Source organism: Streptomyces sp. NPDC007162 (assembly GCF_040634175.1).
Taxonomy (GTDB): domain Bacteria; phylum Actinomycetota; class Actinomycetes; order Streptomycetales; family Streptomycetaceae; genus Streptomyces.
This window is the reverse complement of the sequence record NZ_JBEYFC010000051.1, coordinates 1-22,827: the sequence shown is the minus strand read 5'-3', so window position 1 is coordinate 22,827 and position 22,827 is coordinate 1. Positions and strand designations below refer to the sequence as shown.

At 73.2% G+C, this 22,827-nt stretch carries 18 protein-coding genes; 6 read left to right on the top strand and 12 right to left on the bottom strand.

The genetic code is table 11. The features are described from left to right. Positions 1–26: 26 nt before the first annotated feature. On the bottom strand, positions 27–842 hold the full coding sequence (locus ABZ646_RS09035) for a Tat pathway signal sequence domain protein (protein WP_360514829.1): 816 nt from the start codon (positions 840–842) through the stop codon (positions 27–29). A gap of 196 nt (positions 843–1,038) precedes the next feature. Between ABZ646_RS09035 and glgX the strand changes: the two genes are divergently transcribed. The 3 genes from glgX to ABZ646_RS09020 all read left to right on the top strand — a co-directional run bounded on the left by glgX (position 1,039) and on the right by ABZ646_RS09020 (position 7,093). Then, the gene (gene glgX, locus ABZ646_RS09030; protein ID WP_360514826.1) at positions 1,039–3,147 is read left to right on the top strand and encodes a glycogen debranching protein GlgX; all 2,109 of its coding nucleotides are present in this window, start codon (positions 1,039–1,041) and stop codon (positions 3,145–3,147) included. An 83-nt stretch (positions 3,148–3,230) separates the two neighbouring features. Continuing rightward, positions 3,231–5,576, top strand: coding sequence for a malto-oligosyltrehalose synthase (gene treY / locus ABZ646_RS09025; protein ID WP_360514823.1), 2,346 nt, complete (start codon positions 3,231–3,233; stop codon positions 5,574–5,576). A gap of 266 nt (positions 5,577–5,842) precedes the next feature. Further along, positions 5,843–7,093 (top strand): M14 family zinc carboxypeptidase, encoded by a 1,251-nt coding sequence (locus ABZ646_RS09020; protein ID WP_360514820.1) that lies wholly within the window; start codon positions 5,843–5,845, stop codon positions 7,091–7,093. 31 nt (positions 7,094–7,124) lie between these two features. Here ABZ646_RS09020 and ABZ646_RS09015 read toward each other — a convergent pair whose 3' ends face one another. The 3 genes from ABZ646_RS09015 to ABZ646_RS09005 all read right to left on the bottom strand — a co-directional run bounded on the left by ABZ646_RS09015 (position 7,125) and on the right by ABZ646_RS09005 (position 9,570). Further along, a complete protein-coding gene (locus tag ABZ646_RS09015; protein WP_360514817.1) occupies positions 7,125–7,535 on the bottom strand; it encodes an SSI family serine proteinase inhibitor in 411 nt (136 codons plus the stop codon). Beyond that, on the bottom strand, positions 7,532–8,899 hold the full coding sequence (locus ABZ646_RS09010; RefSeq protein WP_360514845.1) for a M14 family zinc carboxypeptidase: 1,368 nt from the start codon (positions 8,897–8,899) through the stop codon (positions 7,532–7,534). Before ABZ646_RS09010 ends, ABZ646_RS09015 begins: the two co-directional genes overlap by 4 nt. 119 nt (positions 8,900–9,018) lie before the next feature. Continuing rightward, the gene (locus tag ABZ646_RS09005) at positions 9,019–9,570 is read right to left on the bottom strand and encodes a DUF1707 and FHA domain-containing protein (protein ID WP_360514814.1); all 552 of its coding nucleotides are present in this window, start codon (positions 9,568–9,570) and stop codon (positions 9,019–9,021) included. A gap of 176 nt (positions 9,571–9,746) precedes the next feature. Between ABZ646_RS09005 and treZ the strand changes: the two genes are divergently transcribed. Then, on the top strand, positions 9,747–11,492 hold the full coding sequence (gene treZ, locus ABZ646_RS09000) for a malto-oligosyltrehalose trehalohydrolase (protein WP_360514811.1): 1,746 nt from the start codon (positions 9,747–9,749) through the stop codon (positions 11,490–11,492). A gap of 81 nt (positions 11,493–11,573) precedes the next feature. Here treZ and ABZ646_RS08995 read toward each other — a convergent pair whose 3' ends face one another. The 4 genes from ABZ646_RS08995 to ABZ646_RS08980 all read right to left on the bottom strand — a co-directional run bounded on the left by ABZ646_RS08995 (position 11,574) and on the right by ABZ646_RS08980 (position 15,446). After that, a complete protein-coding gene (locus ABZ646_RS08995; RefSeq protein ID WP_360514808.1) occupies positions 11,574–12,521 on the bottom strand; it encodes an aminoglycoside phosphotransferase family protein in 948 nt (315 codons plus the stop codon). Between the two features lie 73 nt (positions 12,522–12,594). Continuing rightward, positions 12,595–13,722, bottom strand: a complete 1,128-nt coding sequence (locus ABZ646_RS08990) for an aminopeptidase P family protein (protein ID WP_360514805.1) — start codon at positions 13,720–13,722, stop codon at positions 12,595–12,597. Between the two features lie 193 nt (positions 13,723–13,915). Continuing rightward, positions 13,916–14,470, bottom strand: coding sequence for a PDZ domain-containing protein (locus ABZ646_RS08985; protein ID WP_360514802.1), 555 nt, complete (start codon positions 14,468–14,470; stop codon positions 13,916–13,918). A gap of 91 nt (positions 14,471–14,561) precedes the next feature. After that, entirely contained in the window at positions 14,562–15,446 is an 885-nt protein-coding gene (locus ABZ646_RS08980; protein ID WP_360514799.1) for a LysR family transcriptional regulator, read from the bottom strand. Positions 15,447–15,533: 87 nt separating this feature from the next. Here ABZ646_RS08980 and ABZ646_RS08975 point away from each other — a divergent pair, with 87 nt between their 5' ends. Continuing rightward, positions 15,534–16,268 carry a hypothetical protein gene (locus ABZ646_RS08975; RefSeq protein WP_360514796.1) on the top strand — a complete coding sequence of 245 codons (735 nt, stop codon included), beginning with the start codon at positions 15,534–15,536 and terminating at the stop codon, positions 16,266–16,268. A 49-nt stretch (positions 16,269–16,317) separates the two neighbouring features. Here the strand turns inward: ABZ646_RS08975 and cyc2 are convergent, their stop codons facing one another. From cyc2 to ABZ646_RS08960, 3 genes are all read right to left on the bottom strand, one after another. Beyond that, complete coding sequence (gene cyc2 / locus ABZ646_RS08970) at positions 16,318–18,483, bottom strand: germacradienol/geosmin synthase Cyc2 (protein ID WP_360514793.1); 2,166 nt, start codon at positions 18,481–18,483, stop codon at positions 16,318–16,320. A 240-nt stretch (positions 18,484–18,723) separates the two neighbouring features. Continuing rightward, on the bottom strand, positions 18,724–19,917 hold the full coding sequence (locus ABZ646_RS08965) for a damage-control phosphatase ARMT1 family protein (protein WP_360514790.1): 1,194 nt from the start codon (positions 19,915–19,917) through the stop codon (positions 18,724–18,726). A gap of 53 nt (positions 19,918–19,970) precedes the next feature. Then, on the bottom strand, positions 19,971–20,618 hold the full coding sequence (locus tag ABZ646_RS08960; RefSeq protein WP_360514787.1) for a ScbR family autoregulator-binding transcription factor: 648 nt from the start codon (positions 20,616–20,618) through the stop codon (positions 19,971–19,973). 460 nt (positions 20,619–21,078) lie between these two features. Here ABZ646_RS08960 and ABZ646_RS08955 point away from each other — a divergent pair, with 460 nt between their 5' ends. Further along, the gene (locus ABZ646_RS08955; RefSeq protein WP_360514784.1) at positions 21,079–21,993 is read left to right on the top strand and encodes a lytic polysaccharide monooxygenase; all 915 of its coding nucleotides are present in this window, start codon (positions 21,079–21,081) and stop codon (positions 21,991–21,993) included. Positions 21,994–22,010: 17 nt separating this feature from the next. Here the strand turns inward: ABZ646_RS08955 and ABZ646_RS08950 are convergent, their stop codons facing one another. After that, positions 22,011–22,655 (bottom strand): Tat pathway signal sequence domain protein, encoded by a 645-nt coding sequence (locus ABZ646_RS08950; protein ID WP_360514781.1) that lies wholly within the window; start codon positions 22,653–22,655, stop codon positions 22,011–22,013. Between the last annotated feature and the right edge of the window lie 172 nt (positions 22,656–22,827).

The window sequence follows — 22,827 nt, the reverse complement described above, 5'->3', positions numbered from 1 at the left end:
GTGGAGGGGTGAACGGGGAGCCCGGCTCAGCGGCCGAGCTTCACGACCTTGCGCGCGCTCAGGTCGACGATGAACGACCTGGCGTCGATCCACGGCCCGTTCTTCACCTTCGGGAAGAGCCGCACGCAGCGGTGTTCGCCGCACGTGTCGAGCGCGGCCGGCTGGGCGCCCGGGGTGGCGCGGTAGACCGCGCTGTTGAGCAGCAGCTGCCGCTCGGGGTCGGTCAGCTGCTGACCGGTGGCGTCCTTGAAGTCCGCCTTCAGGCCGGCGCCGAGCGGGTCGGCGATCAGCAGCCTGAGGGCTTCGACGTTCTCGTCGTGGCTGAGCGGCGGCTGGACGCCCTGCCGGGTGGTGGTCTGCTCGACCTTGCCGGTGGCGAGGTCGACGGTCCGGGTGACGAGGCTGTCGTCGCGGTAGTCGTAGAACGTGACGTCCGCCCGGCGCGGTGCGTTCGCGCTGTCCAGTTCGTCCGCGTCCGGCTCGGCGAGGTCGACGCTGAGCCGCTGTGGGCCGCGGCGGCCCTCGACGTTCTCGCCGACGTCGAACATCTGCCGGCTCAGGGCGAGCTGCTCGACGCGCTTGGTCTCGTCGTCGGTCAGCGGGTCACCGCCCGTGCCCTTCGCGCCCTCGGCGGGCGCCTGTTCCACCACACCGCCCTTGACGGCGTCCCGCCCCCGGCCCGCCTGCTGCGCGGCGGCCGCCCCGGTCCCGTCGCGCCCTTGCGGCTCGTCGGCCCCTGCCGTACCCGGCAGGGTGATCCCGACCATCACGGCGGTCCCCGCCACCGCCAGTCCCGCACCGGCCACCACCTTGCCCAGATGGCGGTGCACTATCTTGCGCACATCTTCCCCCTACTCCCCCTTGGTCACAGGGAGTACGTGTCTGCCCCACTGGTTCGGCACACTTCGCCACATGGGCCGCTGTGTGCACTGGTCGCCGGGTAAGAGGGACGTAAGTCAGGAGGGGTTCCATTACTTTCGGGCAGACTCATGACCAAGGCGCCCCTGGGCGTAACGCACACCTGGAAGAGTCGACTTCATGCAGGTCTGGCCTGGAGAGGCATATCCGCTCGGCGCGACGTACGACGGCGCCGGGACCAATTTCGCGGTGTTCACGGAGACCGCGGACCGAGTGGAGCTGTGTCTGCTGCACGACGACGGCTCCGAGACGGCGGTGGAACTGCGCGAGAGCGACGCCTTCGTACGGCACGCGTACCTGCCGGGCGTGATGCCGGGGCAGCGCTACGGCTTCAGGGTGCACGGCCCGTACGATCCCGGGCGCGGGCTGCGCTGCAACTCGGCGAAGCTGCTGCTCGACCCGTACGCGAAGGCGGTCAGCGGGTCGGTGCGCTGGGGCGAGGAGGTGTACGGCTACCACTTCGGCGACCCCGACAAGCGCAACGACCTGGACTCGGCGCCGCACACCATGACGTCGGTGGTGGTCAACCCGTACTTCGACTGGGGCGACGACCGCCGGCCACGGACCGAGTACCACCACACGGTGATCTACGAGGCCCATGTGAAGGGCCTGACCATGCGCCATCCGGGCCTGCCCGAGGAACTGCGCGGCACCTACGCGGGTCTCGCGCACCCGGCGCTGATCGAGCACCTGGTGGAGCTGGGGGTGACCGCGCTGGAGCTGATGCCGGTCCACCAGTTCGTGAACGACCACCGGCTGGTCGACATGGGGCTGAACAACTACTGGGGCTACAACACCATCGGTTTCTTCGCCCCGCACAACGCGTACGCCTCCTGGGGCGACCGCGGCCAGCAGGTCCTGGAGTTCAAGTCGGCGGTCCGGGCGCTGCACGAGGCGGGGATCGAGGTGATCCTGGACGTGGTCTACAACCACACCGCCGAGGGCAACCACCTGGGTCCGACGCTGTCCTTCCGGGGTCTGGACAACCCGTCGTACTACCGGCTGACGGACGATCCGCGCTACTACATGGACACCACCGGCACCGGGAACTCGCTGCTGATGCGGTCCCCGCACGTGCTCCAGATGATCATGGACTCGCTGCGGTACTGGGTGACCGAGATGCATGTCGACGGCTTCCGCTTCGACCTCGCGGCGACCCTCGCGCGGCAGTTCCACGAGGTGGACCGGCTGTCGTCGTTCTTCGACCTGGTGCAGCAGGACCCGGTGGTCTCCCAGGTGAAGCTGATCGCCGAGCCCTGGGACGTGGGCGAGGGCGGCTACCAGGTGGGCAACTTCCCGCCGCTGTGGACCGAGTGGAACGGCAAGTACCGCGACACCGTGCGCGACCTGTGGCGCGGCGAGCCGCGCGCGCTCGCGGAGTTCGCGTCCCGGCTGACCGGCTCCTCCGACCTCTACCAGGACGACGGCCGCCGGCCGCTGGCCTCCATCAACTTCGTGACCTGCCACGACGGCTTCACCCTGCACGACCTGGTGGCGTACAACGAGAAGCACAACGAGGCCAACGGTGAGGACAACCGGGACGGCGAGAGCCACAACCGGTCGTGGAACTGCGGGGTCGAGGGGCACACCGACGACCCCGGCGTCCTCGAACTGCGCGAGCGGCAGATGCGGAACTTCATCGCCACGCTGATGCTGTCCCAGGGCGTCCCGATGATCGGCCACGGCGACGAGTTCGCGCGCACGCAGCAGGGCAACAACAACGCGTACTGCCAGGACAACGAGCTGTCCTGGGTGGACTGGCCGGCTCCCGAGGACGACGCCGGGCTGCTGGCCTTCACCCGCGCGATGGCAAGGCTGCGCAAGGAGCACCCGGTCTTCCGGCGCCGTCGCTTCTTCCACGGCCGGCCGGTGGAGGGCACCCACGACGAGCTCTCCGACATCGCCTGGTTCACCCCCGAGGGCCATGAGATGGCCCAGCAGGACTGGGACTCGGCGCAGGCCTCGGCCCTGACGGTGTTCCTCAACGGCAACGCGATCTCGGAACCGGGCATGCGCGGGGAGCGGATCGCCGACGACTCGTTCCTGCTGATGTTCAACGCGTCGCCGGAGCCGCTGGAGTTCCTGGTGCCGGTGAACCACGGACGGCAGTGGGAGGTGGTGGTCGACACGGCACGGGCCGAGGGGGTGCCACCGGGGCCGAAGGTGGACGCGGGGGCGAAGCTGACGCTGGTGGAGCGGAGCCTGACCGTCCTGAAGAGGCCGGCCTAGGGATGTGCGCCACGCGGGCGCGACCAGCCCCCACCGACCCGCACCGTGACACGAATCCCGACGAGACGGGTACATACGTCCGCATGACAGCCGAGCGAACCGCCCCCGCCGTGCCGACCTCCACCTACCGCCTCCAGCTCCAGCCGGACTTCCCCTTCTCGGCCGCCGAAGCCGCAGTCCCCTACCTCGCCTCGCTCGGCGTCTCCCACCTCCATCTCTCCCCCGTCCTGGAGGCCGTCCCCGGCTCCACGCACGGCTACGACGTCGTCGACCACGCGCGCGTGCGCGAGGAACTCGGCGGCGAGGACGGGCTCCGCGCGCTCTCGGGCACCGCGCGGGCGCACGGTCTCGGTCTGGTCGTGGACATCGTGCCGAACCACATGGCCATGTCGCCCCGGCACAACCACGCCCTGTGGGAGGTGCTGCGGGAGGGCCCGAAGTCGCCGTACGCGCGCTGGTTCGACATCGACTGGGAGGCACAGGGCGGGCAGCTGCTGGTACCGGTGCTCGGCGCGCCGGTCGGCGAGGTGCTCGGGCAGCTCACGGTCGACGGCGAGGTGCTGCGCTATCACGAGCACGCCTTCCCGCTCCGCGAGGGCACCGCCGAGCTGCCGCTGCCGGAGCTGCTGGACGCCCAGTGGTACCGCCCGGTGTGGTGGCGGCTGGCCCGGACCGAGCTGAACTACCGGCGGTTCTTCAGCATCTCGGAGCTGATCGGGGTGCGGGTGGAGGACCCCGAGGTGTTCGACGCCACCCACGCCAAGATCCTCCAGCTGCTGCACGAGGGCGTGCTGGACGGGCTGCGGATCGACCACCCCGACGGGCTCGCCGACCCCACCGGCTATCTCGCCCGGCTGCACGAGGCGACCGGCGGGCGCTGGACGGTGGTGGAGAAGATCCTGGCCGACGGCGAGCACCTGCCGGCCGGCTGGCCGGTCGCCGGGACCACCGGGTACGACGCGCTGCGGCACGTGGACGGCCTGTTCACGGACCCCACCGGGGCGGGCGAACTGCTGCGCCACTACCGGCGGTTCGCGGCCCCGGGGACCGACCGCGGCGGCGACTGGGAGGCGACGGTCCGGCGGGCCGCGTACCAGGTGGTCACCCACGAGCTGGCCACCGAGACGGACCGGCTGACACGGGTGGCCGCGCGGGTGTGCGCGGCCTCGCCGGACCCGGCGCTGCGCGACCGGGCCCCCTGGGCGTTGCGCACCGCCCTCCAGGAGCTGCTGGTACGGCTGCGCGTGTACCGGCCGTACGGCGTCGGCGACGCGGCCGCCGTGGTCACGGAGCAGGCCGCCGAGGAGGCCCGGCGGGCGTTCCTGGTGCCCGAGGAGGGCGGAGCGGTGGACGTGGTGCGCCGGCTGCTGGTGGCCGGGGACACGCCGGGCTCCGACGAGCTGCGGGTGCGGTTCGCGCAGACCGCCTCGGCACTGCGCGCCAAGTCCGTGGAGGACACCGCGTTCTACCGCTACGTGCCGCTGCTGTCGGCGACCGAGGTGGGCGGCGACCCGGGCCGCCCGGGCGTCTCCCCCGACGACTTCCACGCGTACTGCGCGCGCGTGCAGCGCGACTGGCCGCTCACCGGGACGGTGGTGACGACGCACGACACCAAGCGCAGCGCCGACGTGCGCGCGGCGCTGGCCGTGCTGACGGAGTGTCCGGAGCGCTGGGCGGACGTGCTCGCCGAGGTGAGCCGGGAGGACGGGGGGTCGCCGGACGCCCAGCTGGCCTGGGCCGCCTGGCAGACGGTGTTCGGACTCGGTCCGGCCGCCCCGGAGCGGGTGCGTGAGGCGTTGCTGAAGCATGTGCGCGAGGCCGGCCTGTACACGAGCTGGACGGAGCAGGAGCCGCCGTACGAGGAGGCGGTGGACGCGTTCGTCGCGGCGGGGCCGTGCGGGGCGCCGGGCGAGCGGGTGGCGGCCTTCCGCGCGTCGCTGGCCGCGCCGGTCCGGGCGAACGTGCTCGGCACGGCTCTGGTCCATCTGACGATGCCGGGGGTGCCGGACGTCTATCAGGGCACGGAGGGCGAGTTCCGGGCGCTGGTGGACCCGGACAACCGCCGTCCGGTGGCCTTCCCGCCCGCCGGTGCGGGCGAGAAGGACGCGGTGACGGCGGCGGCGCTGCGACTGCGGGCGCGGCGGCCGGACGTCTTCGGGGACACGGCGGCGTACACCCCGCTGGCGGCCGAGGGTCCGGCGGCGGCGCACTGTGTGGCGTTCGCGCGCTCCGGTGCGGTGGTCACGGCGGTGACCCGGCTGTCGCTTCGGCTGGCCGCGGCGGGCGGCTGGCGGGACACGGTCCTGCCGCTGCCGCCGGGCCGGTGGGCCGACCTGCTGGCGCCGGGGCGGGTGTTCACCGGGCACGCGCGCGTGGCCGAGTTGTTCGAGGGGCTGCCGGTGGCGCTGCTGGAGCGCGTGGGCGACTGAAGCACCTCCACGTTCACCCATATGAGTGAATTCGAAGCACGCTTGGGGTGTTGCTCGCGCCGGTGGTGCGCGGCTCGCGTCGACGCTGGGCGCGCGGAGCCCTTCCGCGCCCCGGCCGCGCTCCGCGAGCCTGCCTGCGGCGACGGCCCGGAGGGACCACCGGAAATGCCTTCGGGCGCCCCCCGGAGCCTCCCCGGGGAGGTTCTTGACAGTTCACCTATCCCGTGGGGGACTGGAGAAAGCGAAGCAGGGCGGACAAGACGGGGGTGAGTCTCCTGCCGGAGCTGCGTTACCCCAGCGTTCCCGAACTGGTCGCGACCGCCCGGGCGCTGGCCGCTCTGCGGCCCGGCCTGTGCAGGTTGCGGCAGATCGGCGTCTCCCGCGCGGGCAGACCGCTGCACCTGCTCTCCATGGGACACGCCCCACGGGCGGTGCTGGTGGTCGCGGGCGCCCACGCCAACGAGCCGACCGGGGGCGGCACGCTCCAGGCACTGGCCGAGCGGGTGCTGAACGAGCGCGAACTGCGCACCGGGACCTCCTGGCACTTCCTGCTGTGCGCGGACCCGGACGGCGCGAGCCTGCACGTCACTCCGGCCCCGCGCAGTCTGTTCGACTACCACCTCGGCTTCTACCGCCCGTCGGGTCCCGAGCAGCCGGAGTGGTCGCCTTCGGTACTGCCGCCCGACCGCCTGCCGCCCGAGACCGTGGCCCTGCTCGGGGTGATCGACGAGCTGCGCCCCTACCTCCAAGTGTCCCTGCACGGCACCGACCTGGGCGGCAGCTGGGTGCAGCTGACGAGGGACGTACCGGGGCTCGCCGAGCCGTTCGCGAAGTCCGCCGCGGAGCTTCACATCCCGGTCGAGACGGGTGCCTCGGACGCCGCGGGCTGGCCGGCCTCCGGGCCCGGCGTGCGGGTGATGCCGGAACCCGGGTCGGGGGTGGCGTACCCGAGCATGCCGGACGACGCACGGCACAGCACCTGGTACCACGCGCACCGCTACGGCGGTCTGACGGCGGTCGTGGAGGTGCCGATGTGGGCGAGCGACCTGGTCGACGACCCGGCGCCGCACCCGGCGCCGGCGGCGGCGATGCGGCTGCTGGCGCAGCGGTTGCTGCGGGACTCGCGGGAGGTGGAGCGGGTGCTGGCCGAGGCGCTGCCGCGGCTGGACGGCCCGGACGGGCCGCTGCTGCGGGCGGCCCGGTGGGCCCTGGGGCTCATCCCGGGGCTGGCGCAGGACTGGATCCTGCGGCCGCCGATCGACACCACCAGGGCGTACATCGGCAGCGTGGACGCCTTCGGGCGGCGGCTGCCGCTACGGGCGGCGTCGATGCTGCTGCGGGTGCTGCGGGAGGCGGACGACCGCGCGGCGCCGCGCCTGGAGGAGCTGGTGGCCTCCTGGTGCGACGCGTACGCGGAGCGTTTCCAGGCCCGTTGGGTACCGTTGGAGCGCCAGGTGGAGCACCAGTCCCGGACGGTGCTGGCGGCCGCGCAGCACGCACGCGAGCAGGCGGCGTGACACCAAGGGGTGCCGGGCGGACCGGGCGGCCTCAGTCCAGGGCGAAGACCGGCCCCGTGCGCGACGCCAGCACGCAGCCGTTCGAGAACCTCTCCCGGTACGCGATCGGCCGTCCGTTCCACTCTCCGCGTGCCTGGGCGGTCACAGGCGCGTAGACCATCGGGCACATCGCGCCCTTGACCGGGGCGAGACGCGCGATGTCGCCGCCCACCGCGTCCAGTTCGGCACAGGCGTCGGCCGCGCGTGCGTAGCCCTGGGGCGGATCGCACAGCAGCAGCGCGCCGCGCGTGCCGGAGGCTCCGTCGCCCCGGGTGACGGTCAGGTACAGGTAGTCGCCGCCCGTGTGGCGCGGTGCGAAGGCCTGGGCGGGGGCGGCGGCGAGCAGGGCGGCGGACGCCAGCAGGGCACCGCAGGCCGCTGTCGCTTTGCTGAGACGGGTCATTCCCCGTGCATCGGCAGGACGGGCTCGGTCCCCCAGCCCTGCTCACCCGAACGAGCGGCCACGCGCGCGTGGCGGTGCGCCAGTTCGAACGCGCTCAGGACCACCCGGGTCTGGTACTCGGCCTGGCGTGCGACCGGGATCCACCGGGCGCCCAGGTTGTCCTGGTAGTCCGCGCACCAGGTGTCGATCAGCCGGTCCAGGTCGGGCAGGGCGCCGGCCGGGTCCCGCCCGGTGCTGCGCAGCAGCCGGTGCAGCAGCCCCGCGGTGCGCAGGGCCAGCCGGCGCCCGGCGATGCGCAGGGCGGCCAGGTGGGCGGTGCTGAGCGGGGGCAGCGGCCGGGCGCTGCCTGCGTCGGTGCCGGGATCCCAGGCGTGGGCGAGGCCGGGGCCGACGAGCAGGTAGTCGTCGACCGGCGCGAGCAGCCGGGCCGCGTCCGGCGCCGCGGCCAGCTGGGGCCTGATGCGGGCCAGGACGGCGTCCAGGAGGACCGTGTCGTGGCGCAGGGTCCGGCTGACGGCACGCAGCGCCGCGTCCCGGTCGGCGGGCGGTGCGCCGTCCTGGACGGCGGCCACGCCCCACATGGGCGCCTCGACGATGGCGGTGACGGTGCCGTGCCGGTGCGGGTGGAACCAGGTGGACTCGACGGCCGCCTCGGTGATGGCGGCGGCCAGGTCGCCGCGCCGGGGCGGTGGCACGCGGTACACGGCCGGGCCGAGGGTGGGCCAGTACAGGGTGTCGTAGGCGCCCAGTTCCCGGGGGATGCCGAGCCGGGTGGCCGTGTGCGCGACACGCTGCGCGAGCCCCGGCAGGTCGCGGGTCAGCTCGACGAAGCCGCCGCCGACGTCGACGCCGTGCAGCGAGCACTGGAGGAAGGGCCGCAGTTCGTCCTGGAGGTCGAGCAGCGCCCGGGTCTCGGGCAGGGCCACGGCGTCCGGCCCCTCGGGCAGCCATTCGGGCTGTTCCAGAAAGCCGGGGCGGAAGAAGTTCCGGAAGTAGTGGCCCAGGGTGTACGGGCCCGCCAGCCAGCCCTCGTTGCGGCGGGAGCCGTCCGGGTCGAGGCAGAGCAGCAGGTTCCAGGTGACGTCGGCGTCCTCGGTGAGCCGGGCGTCGGCGAGGATCCGGTCGGCGAGGCGCAGCACGGTGGCGCCGCCGACGGGTTCGTTGGCGTGCGGGCCGGCGACGACGAGGGCGTGCCGGGCGCCGTGACCGATGGAAAGCAGCCACATCGGGGTGCCCGCGCGGGACGTCCCGACCCTCCGCAGGCGGGCGTCCCGGGGGCGGTCGGCGACCAGCGCGGCCGCCCGGGAGGCCAGTTCGTCGACGGACGGGTAGCGGAGGAGTGGCGGCAGGGCACACACCTCCACATTGCGGTGCCGTCGGTTCACATGATGTGTATGGCGTACACACAGTCAGTCACGACTCGTGGGGTACGTCAACACCACGACCGACAAACACTTTTCGGCCAACCCGTACGACGGGACGGTCAGGCGCTCGCGAGCCGGAAGCACATCCGGCCGAAGCCGACCTGGTCGCCCTCGCGCACGACGGCGGCACCGGTCACCCGGCGGCCGTTCACGGTCGTGCCGTTGGTGGAGCCGAGGTCCCTGAGGATCCACAGGCCGCCCTGGTGGCGGAGTTCGGCGTGCACCCGGGAGACGGTCTCGTGGTTGAGCCGCAGGCCGTTGGCGGGGTCGCGGCCGATGCGCAGCGGGTGGCCGTGGCCCGGGTGCGGCAGCAGCAGCTTGGGCAGCCGCTCGGCCTGCCAGGCCCGGCGCAGCCGCACGGTGAAGCCGGAGACGGCCTCGACGGTGCCGAAGAGCAGGCGCGCGAAGCGGCTCTCCTGGGGCAGGTCGGCGGTGAGCGCGGCGAGTTCGTCCGCGCGACGGGCGGCGAGCGCCAGCTCCATGCGGCGCACGAAGGTGTCGTGCGACAGCCGTCCCATGGCGACGCCGTCCCGCAGCGCGCTCAGCGCCTTGTCGCGCTCCGCGTCGGACAGCCGTGCCGGGTAGGTGTTGAACTCGAAGGACGACGTCACGCTGCTGATTCTGGGTCAGTGAATCCCGGGTGTCCAGAAAACGGGAAAACGGCCGTCACGCGCGCGTACGTACGACGACACCCGCCGGGAAAGGGCCGATATCAAAAGCGGACTGATCTCCTTCGCGGCACCATGGAAGGACTACCTCACGATGAGCCAGACGAAGGGGACCGTCCGTGCAGTTCGAGGTGTGGGCACCGCAGGCAGACCGGGTGACGCTCCATTGCGACGGCGCCGCGCGCGCGTTGGAGCCTGATCCACGGCGGGCGGGCTGGTGGGCCGGGGAGGCGGCCGCCGGGGACGGCACCCGGTACGGGTTCGCGGTGGACGGCGGTCCCGTGCTGCCCGACCCGCGCTCGCGCCGCCAGCCGGACGGACCGGACGGGCTCAGCGCGGTCGTCGACCACGGCCGGTACGAGTGGCGGGCCGGCTGGCCGGGCCGCGGGCTGCCGGGCGCGGTGCTCTACGAGCTGCACGTGGGCACCTACACCCCCGAGGGCACCCTGGACGCCGCCGCGGCCCGGCTGGAGCACCTGGTGGAACTGGGTGTCACCCATGTGGAGTTGATGCCGCTCTGCCCGTTCCCCGGCCGGCACGGCTGGGGGTACGAAGGAGTCTCCCTCTGGGCGGTGCACGAGCCGTACGGCGGCCCCGAGGCACTCAAACGGTTCGTCGACCGGGCGCACGCGCTGGGACTCGGCGTCGTCCTGGACGTCGTCCACAACCACCTCGGGCCGTCCGGCAACCACCTGCCCGCGTTCGGCCCGTACTTCACCGAGACGCACCACACGCCGTGGGGCGCGGCGGTCAACCTGGACGCGCCCGGTTCGGACGAGGTACGCGCGTTCCTGGTGGGCAGCGCGCTGGCCTGGCTGCGCGACTACCGCGTCGACGGGCTGCGGCTGGACGCGGTGCACGCCTTGTGCGACACCCGCGCGTGCCACTTCCTGGAGGAGCTGTCGGCGGCGGTGGCGGAGCTGGCGGGCGAGTCGGGCCGCCCGTTGTTCCTGATCGGCGAGTCCGACCTGAACGACCCCCGGGTCATCACCGCCCGCGCGGAGCACGGGTTCGGCCTGGACGCGCAGTGGAACGACGACTTCCACCACGCCCTGCACACCGCGCTGACCGGCGAGTCGCAGGGCTACTACGCCGACTTCGCGCGCGACCCGTTCGCCGCCCTCGCCAAGACGCTCACCGGCGGCTACTTCCACGACGGCACCTACTCCAGCTTCCGGGGGCGCCACCACGGCCGTCCGCTGGACCGTGCGCGGGTGGCGGGGCACCGCCTGCTCGGCTACACCCAGACCCACGACCAGGTCGGCAACCGCGCCCAGGGCGACCGGCTCTCGGCGTCCCTCTCCCCCGGCCTGCTGGCCTGCGCGGCCACGCTGACGCTCACGGCGCCGTTCACGCCGATGCTGTTCATGGGCGAGGAGTGGGCGGCCGGCACCCCCTGGCAGTTCTTCACCGACCACACGGACCCGGATCTGGCGGAGGCGGTGCGGCGGGGCAGGCGCCGGGAGTTCGCGGCGCACGGCTGGGCGGAGGAGGACGTGCCCGATCCGCAGGATGTGGCGACCCGGGAGCGGTCGTGCCTGGACTGGTCGGAACCGGAACGCGCACCGCACGCGCGCGTGCTGGCCTGGTACCGCGGGCTGATCGCCCTGCGCCACGAACAGCCGGACCTCACCGACCCCGACCTCGCGGACACCAAGGTGGCGTACGACGGGGCGGCCCGCTGGCTGGCGTTCCGCCGCGGGGACGTGCGGGTCGCGGTGAACCTGGGCACGTCGGAGGCGGCCATCCCGCTCGGCACCGGCCGCGTGGAGGTATTGGCCGCGTGGGACCCGGTGACGGCACCGGACACCGACGGGGTGCTGCGGGTACCGGGCGAGTCGTGCGTGGTGCTGACACAGGCGTGAACGCGGGCGCGGGGCCCGGCCGGGGACGCGGGTGTGGGTTCGGTGGTGTGGGTTGGCGTGGTGGGCGGGTGCCTGGGCGGCCTACGGTTCCTCGTCGGCCTCGGTGTCCTCGCGCAGCTCCGTCACCCGTTCCAGCAGGATCGTCTCCCAGGCGTGCCGGAGCTGGCTGCGCAGCAGCGGCAGGGGACTGTCGTCGCGGCCTTCGAGGCGGTCGGTGAGGCGGATGACGGTGTCGCAGCGGGCCAGCCACAGACCGCGCAGGCAGGGGCGGGCGCCGTACCCGGCGAGCGTGGCCGCGCGGACGGCCGCGCCGGAGCCGACCGCGAGGGCGAGGCCGGCGATGTCCTCGGCGGGGTCGCCGACCGCCGTGTCGGTCCAGTCGAGGACGCCGCGCACCCTGCCGTCGGCGCTGACCACCAGGTGCTCGCCCTTGAGGCCGTGGTGGGCCAGGACGGCCGTGCCGGGCTGTGCGGCGAGCTGGGCCGCACCGGGCCGGGTGAGCTGGTGCAGCCGGGCCGGGTCGAACTCGTCGGCGGCGGTGAGGCGTTCGGCGGCGGCCACGGCCATCCGGCGCAGCGCCTCCAGGGAGCGCGGCGCGGCGCGCGGCACACCGAGCGTCTCGGCCTGCCGTACGGGCACCTCGCGCAGCCCGGTGAGCAGCCCGGCCAGATCGGCCTCGCCGACCGCGGAGACGTCGTGCTCCTCGGCCGTGCCGCCGGGGATCACGGTGTCCAGTGTGTAGGTCAGCCCCGGCGACCACTCGCCGTGCGCGACGCTGACGGGGACGGCGACGGGCAGGTGCGGGCGTACCAGGTCGCGCAGGCGCAGCTCGCGGCGCTGGCGCACGGCGGCGTCGCGGTCCGGGGCGAGGCGCAGCACATGGCGGGCACCGACCCACCAGGTGGAGTGCTCGCCACCCTCCGCGACGGGCCGGACCTCGGGTCCTGAGGCAGCGTCCGCGCTCTCCTTGAGCAGCGAACGGACCAGTCGGCGGACGGTGTCCGCGGTGGGAGTCGGTGCCTGGGTCATGGATCGCGCCATTGCCGTTCGGGGTGGGTGGGGGCGAGGTGGTGCTGCCGGGGCCGGCCCGGGGCCGGGGCGGTCAGCCCACTACGACCATCTCGCGGGTGGTGTTGTTGAAACGACGTCCGCCTTCGTCGGTCACCGTGACGATGTCCTCGATCCGCACGCCGAAGCGGCCGGGCAGATAGATGCCGGGCTCCACGGAGAAGCACATCCCGGGCACGAGCGGTTGCTCCTCGCCCTCGATCATGTACGGCGGCTCGTGCGTGGTGACGCCGATGCCGTGGCCCGTGCGGTGGATGAAGAACTCGCCGTACCCGGCGCCGGTGATGACCGCACGGGCGGCCCGGTCGACCTCCTGGCAGGCGGCGCCGGGGCGGACGGCCCGGCAGCCGGCCTCCTGGGCGGCGCGCACGATGTCGTGCACCTCGCGTTCCTCCGCGGTCGGCGGCCCCACGTGCACGGTGCGGGTGGTGTCGGAGCCGTAGCCGTCCTTGAGGCCGCCGAAGTCGAGGACGACCATGTCCCCGTCCTGGATGACGCGGTCGCCGACCTCGTGGTGCGGGTTGGCGCCGTTGGGACCGGAGCCGACGATGGTGAAGTCGACCTGTTCGTGGCCGAAGCGGCGCAGCAGGTCGGCGAGGTCGTGGCCGACGTCGGACTCGCGGCGGCCGGCGAAGGGAACCTTGCGGATCTCCTCGAACGTCTCGTCGGCGGCAGCTCCGGCGGCCGCGAGGAGTTCCAGCTCGGCGGCGTCCTTCACGGCGCGGAGCATGGGCAGCGCGTCGGTGAGGGAGGCGTACTCGGTGCCCGGGAGGGTCTTCTGCAGGCCCAGCAGGTGCATGGCCCAGGCGTTGTCGCTGATGCCGAACCGGCCGGTGGTGCCGAGCAGGTCCGCGGTGACCGCGTAGGGGTCCTTGCCGTCGGTCCAGTCCCGCAGGGTGAGGGCCGGCGCGGCCTCGGCCTTCTCGGCGTCCGGGGCCTCCAGGGTGGGGACGACCAGGACGGGGTCCCTGCCGGGGGTGAGGACGAGGAGCGTGAGCCGTTCGGTGACGGCGGTGGGGGTGTAGCCGGTGAGCCACACCATGTCGGGGCCCGGGGCGATCAGGAGGCCGGCGAGTCCGGCGTCCGCCGCGGTGTGCGCCGCGCGCGTCATGCGGGCCCGGTAGTCGTCGGCGGTGAAGGGCGCGGGCTTGCTGCCGGTCATCCAGGGCCTCCTTGCGCGGGTGCGGGGGCGGTACGGCCTCGGGGAGCATCCTGCCGGGTGTCGCGGGGCGGCGCGAGCCGGTTTGCACGGAAGCGCCGTCGTGTGCCACGGCGCCGGCGAGTGCGGCGGCACCGTGGCCGGTGGCGTCCGCGCGGCGCAGCCGTGCCGCGGCACGGCCCACGCCCCGGGTGGATCAGGTCACGACGCCGGGAACCACCGTCAACTGCTGGTACCCCCCGCTCCGGTGCCGCACCGTGAGCTTCACCTCCTGCCCCGGGTGGGCCCCGGTCACCGCCCGTGCCAGGTCGGCGGCGCCGTCGATCCTCGTCCCGCCGAGCTGGAGCAGTACGTCGCCCCGCACCAGGCCCGCCGTGTAGCCCGGGCCGGGCACGTGGACGCCCACCACCACGGCTCCCACCTTCTCGGCGTCCACCACCTCCACTCCCAGCGTCGCGGCGACCGTCCACGACGGGCTCGGCGTGCCGGCCGGGGCGGGCCCCGACGTCGGCGGCGGGGCCTGGCGGTGCGGCTCGGCCGGCTTGCTCATGCCGGCCACCGTGGCGCCCATCGCGCCCAGTCCGACGCCGGACAGCACCAGGACCGTGCCGGCCAGCAGGCCCAGCAGCAGGTTGCGGATCCGGCTGCCGCGGCGGCGCGCGGCGTGCGGGCGCCGGACCGCCTCGGGTGGGGGGTCGCCCCCGCGTTCCCGACCGGGGATCGGCTTGGGACGCAAAACGGTCTGTTCCATGGTTCGCCTCCAGCCCCAGCCCTACCCGGCGCACGCGGGCGCGACGAGACACGAACGAGTGAGACTGTCCCCGGGTGGACGGTGGGAAGGCTCAGGGACCGCCCGCGGCGCGGGCGCTGCCGCGAAGGCGCGCCGCCACCTCCCGGGCCGCTCCCGAGAGGGTCCCGCCGTACACCAGTTCCACCCGGTGGACGAGCCGCGGGGCGGAGAGCGGGACGGCGACCGTGCCGGGGACGCCGACGGCCGTGCGCAGGGGCAGCAGGGTCAAGCCGTGGCCGGTGGCGGCGAGGGCGGTGAGGGTGTGCAGGTCGGTGCCGTCGTAGCGCAGCGCCGCCCGGAAGGCGCCGCCGCCGGTGGCGGCGCGCAGTTGCGCGAGGGGCAGGGCAGCGTCGGGCGCGTCGAGCCAGCGGGCGTCGGCGAGGTCGGCGAGGCGCAGGCCCGGGCGGCCGGCGAGGGGGTGGCCGGCGGGCAGCAGGACGGCGACGGCTTCCTCGCCGACGCCGTGGGTGGTCAGGGGGGCCACGTCGGGCAGCCGCAGGGGGTCGCTGGGGGCGGCGAGTCCGTCGAGCAGGCCGAGGTCGGCGGTGCCGGTGGCGACGGCGGCCGGGATGCCGTCGCGGGGCAGCACGCGCAAGGTGACGCCCGCGGCCGGGAGCGCGGCGAGGACGCCCGCTCCGAGCGCGGTGGGGGTCGCGGCGAGGGTGAGGCCGGGTGAGGGGGCGGCCGCCATCCGTACGACGTCCGCGCGGGCCGCCTCCAGGCGCAGCAGCAACGGGGCGGCGTGCTCCAAAAGTCGTTCACCGGCCGCCGTGGGGGTGACGGGACGGCGGGTGAGCAGGGAGGCGCCCAGGTCCTGTTCGAGGGCGGCGATGTGCTGGGAGACCGCGGACTGGGTGTAGCCGAGCGTACGGGCGGCCTCCGAGAAGGAGGCGAGGCGGGCCACGGCGACATAGGTGCGCAGGAGGTGCGGGTCCATGACAGGAAGGATGTCATCAGCGTTGCTTATCGGGAGTGCACCGATCATCGTTGGACGTGAACCGGAGCGGATGCCCAGGATGTGGGCATGACGAATTCCGCAGCTCGGACCCCCAGGGTCGCCCTGGTCGGGGACCGCTCCCCCGACGTCGTGTCGCACGCCCGGATCCCGCTCCTCCTCGACGCGCTCGCCGAACGCGACCGGCTGGTCCTCGACGCCTACTGGATCGGCTCCGAGGACGCCGAGGCAGAGGGCGCGGTACGCGGCTTCGACGCCGTGTGGGTACTGCCGGGCAGCCCGTACCGGAGCGAGGCGGGTGTCCTGCGCGCGATCCGCACCGCCCGCGATGACGGCATCCCCTTCCTGGGCACCTGCGGCGGCTTCCAGCACGCGCTCCTGGAGTACGCCCGCCACGTCTGCGGTCTGAGCCGGGTCGCGCACGCCGAGAACGACCCGGACGCCGGCGATCTCCTCATCGAACCGCTGGCCTGCTCCCTGGTGGGCCATGAGGCGGCGGTCACCGTCGAACCGGGTTCGCTGGCCGAGTCCGCGATCGGCGCGGGGCGCACGGTCGAGCGCTACTTCTGCGCGTACGGCCCCAGCCGCCATCTCGACACCCTGCGCGCGCACGGGCTGCGGCTGTCGGGCCACGACGAGGACGGCCAGGTCCGCATCGCCGAACTGCCCGGCCACCCCTTCTTCCTGGCCACGCTGTTCCAGCCGGAACTGTCGGGCGACGGTTCGCGTCCGCATCCGGTGATCCGGGCGCTGGCCCGGGCAGCGACCGCCCACGCGGCGGAGCGGGTCCCGGCGTCGGCGTGAGCCGGTGCGAGCGGCCGGGCGACCTGCCGCCGGGATCCCGTGCCGCCCGTCAGCGGATGCCGAGCCTCGGGGCGAGCGGTGGGCGGTCCGGGAGGAAGCCGTGGGCCCGGCGGGCCAGGTGGTCGGGCTTGTAGCGGTCGACGTGCCGGTGCCAGTTGAGGATGCCTGCCATCCAGTTCTGCAGGTCGTGGACGTAAGCCCCCATGGCCTCACGGGCCTCTGCCGACAGCTCGAAGTCGTCGTACACCACGGGGAGTTCGTTCGCGACGACGTGCTCGAACTGCTGCATGCGCTGGGTCATCAGGTCGTTGACGACCCGGAGTGCGGTCGGGTGGTCGACGCCGAAGAAGTTCTGGACGACGAGGAGCGCGTTGTGGAGCTCGCCCTCGTACTGGATCTCCTTCTGGTAGGAGAAGACGTCGTTGACGAGCATGCCGTAGTCGGTGGCGGCGTTCTCCAGGGAGCGCACCGGGCCGCTGCGGTAGACCTCCGGTGGGATCGCGGGGCCGTGGCCGCGGCGGGCCAGGCTCAGGGTGAGGTCGGAGCCGAAGGTGGCCCGGCGCATCTCCAGGAAGTCGATGGGGTCGGGGATGCGGTGCTGGAGGTGGTTGGACATCTCCCAGAGCCAGCTCTCGGTCATCTCGTCGACGGACCGCTTGAGGGCGATCCGGTCCTCGGGTCCCATCCCCACGGTGGTGCGGGCCCACAGATCGGCCAGGCCGCGTTCCATACCGGTGACCGGGACGGGTACGGGCTCGTCCGCGACGGGCATGCAGGCGGAGAGACGGCCCGTGGCGAGCCTGGCGCCGGCCAGGTCACCGCGGGTGCCGAAGACGAGAGGGTAGTAGTCGTCGGCGTAGGTGCCCCAGGCCAGCCACCGGGCGGCGAGGTCGAGTTCGGCGGGGGTGGCGTCCGGGTCGAGGCCGGCGGCGCAGAGCACGAGGTCGGCGGCGGCGAGCTTGTCCTCGTCCCAGACGCCCTCGGCGAGCATGCCGGTGGTGTGCATCCACGCGGTCAGCCGGGGCCGGGCGGCGTCGAGGTGCGGGCTGAGCTCCACCTCGTAGGGCATGTGGAAGTCGGGCAGCAGGGAGGGGCCGACCTGTTGGAAGGGCACGTGGGAGTAGGCGCGCAGACGCTCCGCGGCGGCCGTGGCGAGCAGGGCGCCGACGTCCGCGGCGGACGTGCCGGGGCCGGTCAGGCTCTGCCAGGGGGCGGCCGGTGAGGTGGCGCCCTGGTTCATGTAGCGGCTGGAGCGCAGGTGCCATTCGTGGCCGCCGGACTGCCAGTCCTGCAGACCCTTGGTGTAGGCGGCGATCGCGGCGGCCTGCTGGGGCGTGAGGCCCTTCTCGGCGGCGAGGGCGGGCACTTCGGTGAGGGCGGTGTGCTCGAACTGGTGGAGGCGGGAGGTGAGGACGTCGTTGACCGTGTCGGCGGCCTCCTGGGTGGAGCAGTCGAAGAAGGTCTCCAGGACCAGCACGCCGTTGCTGTTCTCGCCCTCGTCCTCCACCTCCCGCTGGTAGGAGAAGAGGTCGTTGCGCAGATGGACGGCGTCGGCGAAGGTCTCCATCAGCACCCGCAGCGGTCGCGAGCCGGAGACGACGGCGGGCACCTCCGCCGTGGCGTACTCGACGAGCCCCGCCGACCAGGGGGCGCCGCCGACCTTGCGGCGCATCTCGATGTACTCGACGGGGTTGGCGATCCGCCCCTCGTTGATGTTGGCCAGCTCCCACATCGACTCGTTCAGCAGGTGCTCGGTGGCGACCGAGAACCGGCGGCGCCAGTCGGCCGACATCGAGGGCACGGTGCGCCGCCACAGGTCGGCGAGTCCCGCCTCGACGGGGTTCTGCGGTTCCGGCACGGGTGTCGACAGGTCGAGCGGCATGAACAGCGGGAGCCGGTCCAGATGGGCCTTGCCCGCGGCGCGGTCCTGGGTGCGCTTGTACATGTCGAGGAAGTGGTCGTCGAAGAAGAACACCCACACGTACCAGTCGGTGATCAGCGACAGGGCGGGGCCGTCGCAGTCGGGGTGGGTGTAACTGCAGAGCAGGCCGTAGTCGTGTGCCTCCAGGTCGGCCCGGGTCCAGATCCCGGACCCCTCCAGCATGCCCATCTCGCGGGCCCACTCGGCGCAATGGGCCCGGGCCTCCTCCAGGTGCGGGTTGAGCCGCGCGGGGTACGGCATGTAGAAGTGCGGGAGTTCGAACGGCTGCGTCATGGCCGGGGCTCTACCCGTGCCTCCCGGCCGCCATCCACGGCGAGACACATGATCACACCATCGCGTGAACCGGTGCGGTTCCGGTGACCTCACCGGCCCCCGTGGTGTTCCGGCGTCTTCGATCCGCTCAGGGGGACAAGGCCGGACCTCGGCCGCAGCCCGCACCCGCGGGGTGTCCTTCGGGGACGGACCACTTGTCTGCCTGGGCGCCCACGTCGCCCGGCTCCGGTTGTGCGCGCTCTACGCCCGGGCCCCCGGCACGGACCCCGCCGGGCCCGCGGGTGTCGCTGCCGAAGGCCGTGCGTTGACCTGGATCAGGGCATGGGTGCCGGCCGTACGCCAACGCTGCCTCTCGGCCGCGTCCAGGGCCGCCACGGTGTCCGCGGCGAGACCGGTGACCACGTCGGACTTGAGGGTGCGCAGCGCGGCCACCGGTCCTGGGAACCAGTCCGTGACGTCGGCGAAGGGCGTGGTCGGGGGCCAGCGACGATCGCCCACCAGACGGCGGTAGTTGAGGTCGCCCTTGAAGATCGTCAGCGCGGCCGAGGCGAACTCGGCGCGCAGGTCGCCCGGCATCTCGGCGTACGGCAGCGGGGCGCAGGAGAACGGATGGGCGCGGACGGCGAGGCGGCCGTCGGCCATGGCGGACCAGAGGGTACGGCCGTACCGTGCCGCGGCGCCCGGGGCCGCGGTGAGCCTGCGCAGCGCGTCGAGCACGTCGGCGGTGGTGGCGTCGGAGACGTAGTAGGGGTACGGCTTGACGTGCAGGACCGCGCGGTCCACGCGTCCGGTGTCCAGGAGATGGGCGATCAGCAGCAGGTCGGGGACGAGTTCACGGCCCGCGTTGTCGGCGACCAGGCACAGCGTGCCGCCCCGCAGCAGCGGCCCGAGGGCGGCGCTGTCGTCGGCGACCAGGGCGAAGTCGGCCTCGCCCGACTCGGCGGCGAGACGGAAGCCGAGGTCCGCGCGGTTGCCCCAGAGCGAGCCGTGCAGCAGGGCGGGTCCTGGGTCGTCGTCGAGGGCGTCGAGGGCGGCCAGTTCGTCGTCGGTCTCCCCGGCGTCGAGTTCGGCGAGCTTGACCGGGCGGAACGGGTCGATGCCCTGCCAGGGGCCGGGGCCGAAGTAGCCGACGGCGCCGAGGAGCCGGCGGTAGAACCAGCTCTCGGACCACAGCCACGGCACGTCGAACCAGGAACGTCCGGCATAGGTGTCCAGTCCCAGGTCGCGCCACACGTCCGCGTCGCCCGGCAGGGGTTCGACGACGCCCTCGGTGCAGTTGAGCAGCAGTTCGTCGAGGGCGCGCTGCTGCTCGGGGCCGTACGGGAAGGCGTCCCGCACCTGGCGGATGATCGCGGGGTGCCGCTCGGCCAGCACGCTGCGCGGGAACGGGCCGGTGGTACCGAGGATCACGGGTGCGGCGGCGGAGTCGGGCATGTGCGCCACGCTACCGCGCGCTCTGCCCGGCTCCGCCGAACCGGGAATGCCGGTCACGCCGTTCTGATCTCGCGCTCCAGCTGGGTGGCGAGGGTCAGGTAGCGGGCGCGCCGGTGCACCGGGACCAGGCTGCGGATCATCAGGTGCCACATCTCCGCGACCCGGCGCGGCAGCCGGGCCACCGGCTCCAGGTTGCGGCCGGCCACCCGGGTGCCGACGAAGAAGCAGACCAGCGAGTGCGCGACCGCGCCCACGTCTATGTCCGGGTGCACGTCGGACTCCTTGACGGCGCCGATGAGTTTGCGGGTGGCGAACTCCAGCCACTCCGTGAACGGGTGCCTGAGCGGCGGCTTCACGGAGACGTCGGCGGTGGCGAGCCGCAGGCCCGCGCGCGGGATCGGGCCGTCGACGGAGAGCCGGGCGATGGCGAACGTGGTGCGCATCAGGGCCTCCAGCGAGGAGTAGCCGCGGCTGTCCATCTCGCGCACCAACTGGCTGGAGGTGCGGGACTGGAGCTCCATGATGGCGTGCGCCAGGTCCTCCTTGGCGGCGAAGTGGAAGTAGAGCGCCCCCTTGGTGACCCGCGCGTGTTCGACGATCTCGCTCAGGCTGGTGGATTCATAGCCGTGCCGGTCGAAGAGGTCGGCGGCGGCCGTGATGATCGTGGCGCGGGTCTGCTCCGCGCGTAACTGCCTCGCCATCGACTCAACGCTCCTTCACGGCTCACGGCTCTGCGTTCCAAACCGACGGGGCATGCGGTTTGTTTTTTACCCCGTGCACACGATAGCTCACCGTGCGGCAGCAGGAGGCTCCTGTGCGGACCTGGTGACGGACACGTGCATGTGGCGCGCCCAATCGTCCGATCGGCATCCCACAGTGCACGAACGGACGAGATCAGAACGCGCCCCTCCCTCGCGTTCGTGCCGGTTTCCGGAAACGGTGCGGGCGGCCTCGCGCACAACGGCGATCGCCACGATACGAGCCGGACGGTTGGTTCTCAATGCCGCCTGGGATGCCCAGGGGTACGTCCATAAAGGGACGAGCCGGTCGGCGGCGGATACTTCGCCCGGCCCTGTGATCAACCGCACTGAACGGTGCGCCCCCGATGCACGTACTCACTCGGTACACCCCGTACCCGCGCCTGCCGAGGAGACGTCCCGGATGACCCGGACGACCGCCCAGTTGAAAGTCGTGGGAGCCGCCGTGGCGGCTCCGCTGCTGCTGCTGTCGTGGGCGGCGGGGTCCGCCCGGGCGCACGGCGCGCCCACCGATCCCGTCAGCCGTGTCTACGCCTGCTCGCCCAGTGGCGGCAGCGCCTCGACGGCGGCCTGCAAGGCGGCGATCGCGGCGAGCGGCCAGAACTTCGTCACCTGGGACGACCTGCGGGTGGCGGGCGTGAACGGCCGGGACCGGCAGGTGATTCCGGACGGGAGACTGTGCAGCGGCAACCTGCCAGCGTACCGGGGCCTCGACCTGGCGCGCGCGGACTGGCCCGCGACCCCGCTGACTCCGGGCGCCCGGATGACGATGACGTACGCCTCGACGATCGCGCACACCGGCACGTTCAAGCTGTATCTGACGAAGCCGGGCTACGACCCGTCGAAGCCGCTCACGTGGTCGGATCTGCCGGCGCAGCCCTTCGCCGAGTTCAAGGACCCGCCGCTGACGAACGGCGCGTACCACTTCAGCGCGAAGCTGCCGGCCGACCGGACGGGACGCCAGCTGCTGTACACGATCTGGCAGAACAGCAGCACGCCGGACACGTACTACTCGTGTTCCGACGTGGTGTTCACGACGAAGAAGACCGCCGGCGAGGCGACGGGCGGCACGAAGGCGCGGGCCGGTGGCACGCCGGCTCCCAGCGTCTCGCCGAGCGCCGAGCCGTCGGCACGGAAGACGGCGGCGGCCCCGGTCGCCCCAACGACCGGAACCACCACCGCCGCCGACAGTGCTCCGGTGGCCTCCGACACCGCCTCCGGATCGGGCCCGTCGGCGCCCCTGGTGGCGGGCGGCGCCGCCGCGGTGCTGGTGCTCACCGGGGGCGCCGCCCTGGCGTTGCGTCTGCGTCGACGCTGACGCCTTGGATCAGGGCGTCAGTTGACGAAGACGGACGCGCCGTTGTCGGTCACCGGGGCGTACTTCGCGGTGAAGTAGCCGGCGGACGGGCAGAGCGACGAGCCGGAGGTCTTCGCGAACGCCTGGTTGCTGAAGTTGACGCTGTTGTCACTGTTGTCGGTCGTGCCGTTCAGGCCGGCGGCCTGGTAGACACAGGTGATGCTGCCCAGCAGGGTGGTGAGCTTGACCGTGGTCTGGATGGTCGAGCCGCTTGCCGGGGTGACCGCGAGCGCCCCGCCCGACGCGACCGCGTTGGCGTAGGGCAGGTTGTCGACCGTGATGCTGGAGACGCCGGTCACACCGAGCACGTTGCTGGTGCAGTTGCCGAAGGTCTGTCCGGTGACCGACTCGGTGGCGGTGCCGGAAGCCGCGGGGTTGTCCGTGACCGTCGCGGTGAAGGTCGAGGACGAGCACTTGATGCCGCTGGTGCTGGTGGCGCTGGAGTAGAGGGTGGCGGAGGTGCCGCTGGCCAGCGACGCGCTGAGGCTGTCACCGACGGCGACGGCGGTGCCGCCGGCGCTGCCCGTGGTCAGCACCGCGCCGTCCGCGGAGGCCGGGACGGTGGCCGCGACGGAGAGGGCGACGACGGTACCGGCGAGGGCAAGAAGGGATCGCGTACGCATGCGGGTTTGCCTCTTTCTTAGGGGGGACTTGCGTGAGGTGAGGTGGGGGGCTTGAGGGGGGCGCTTGTCCGGCGCCAGCCGTTGCCGGCCCGTGACGCCTTCTCCTCGTGCCGCACGGCGATCGCGTCCTTGATCCGGGTGACGACCTCGATCCGCTCGTCCAGCGTCATCC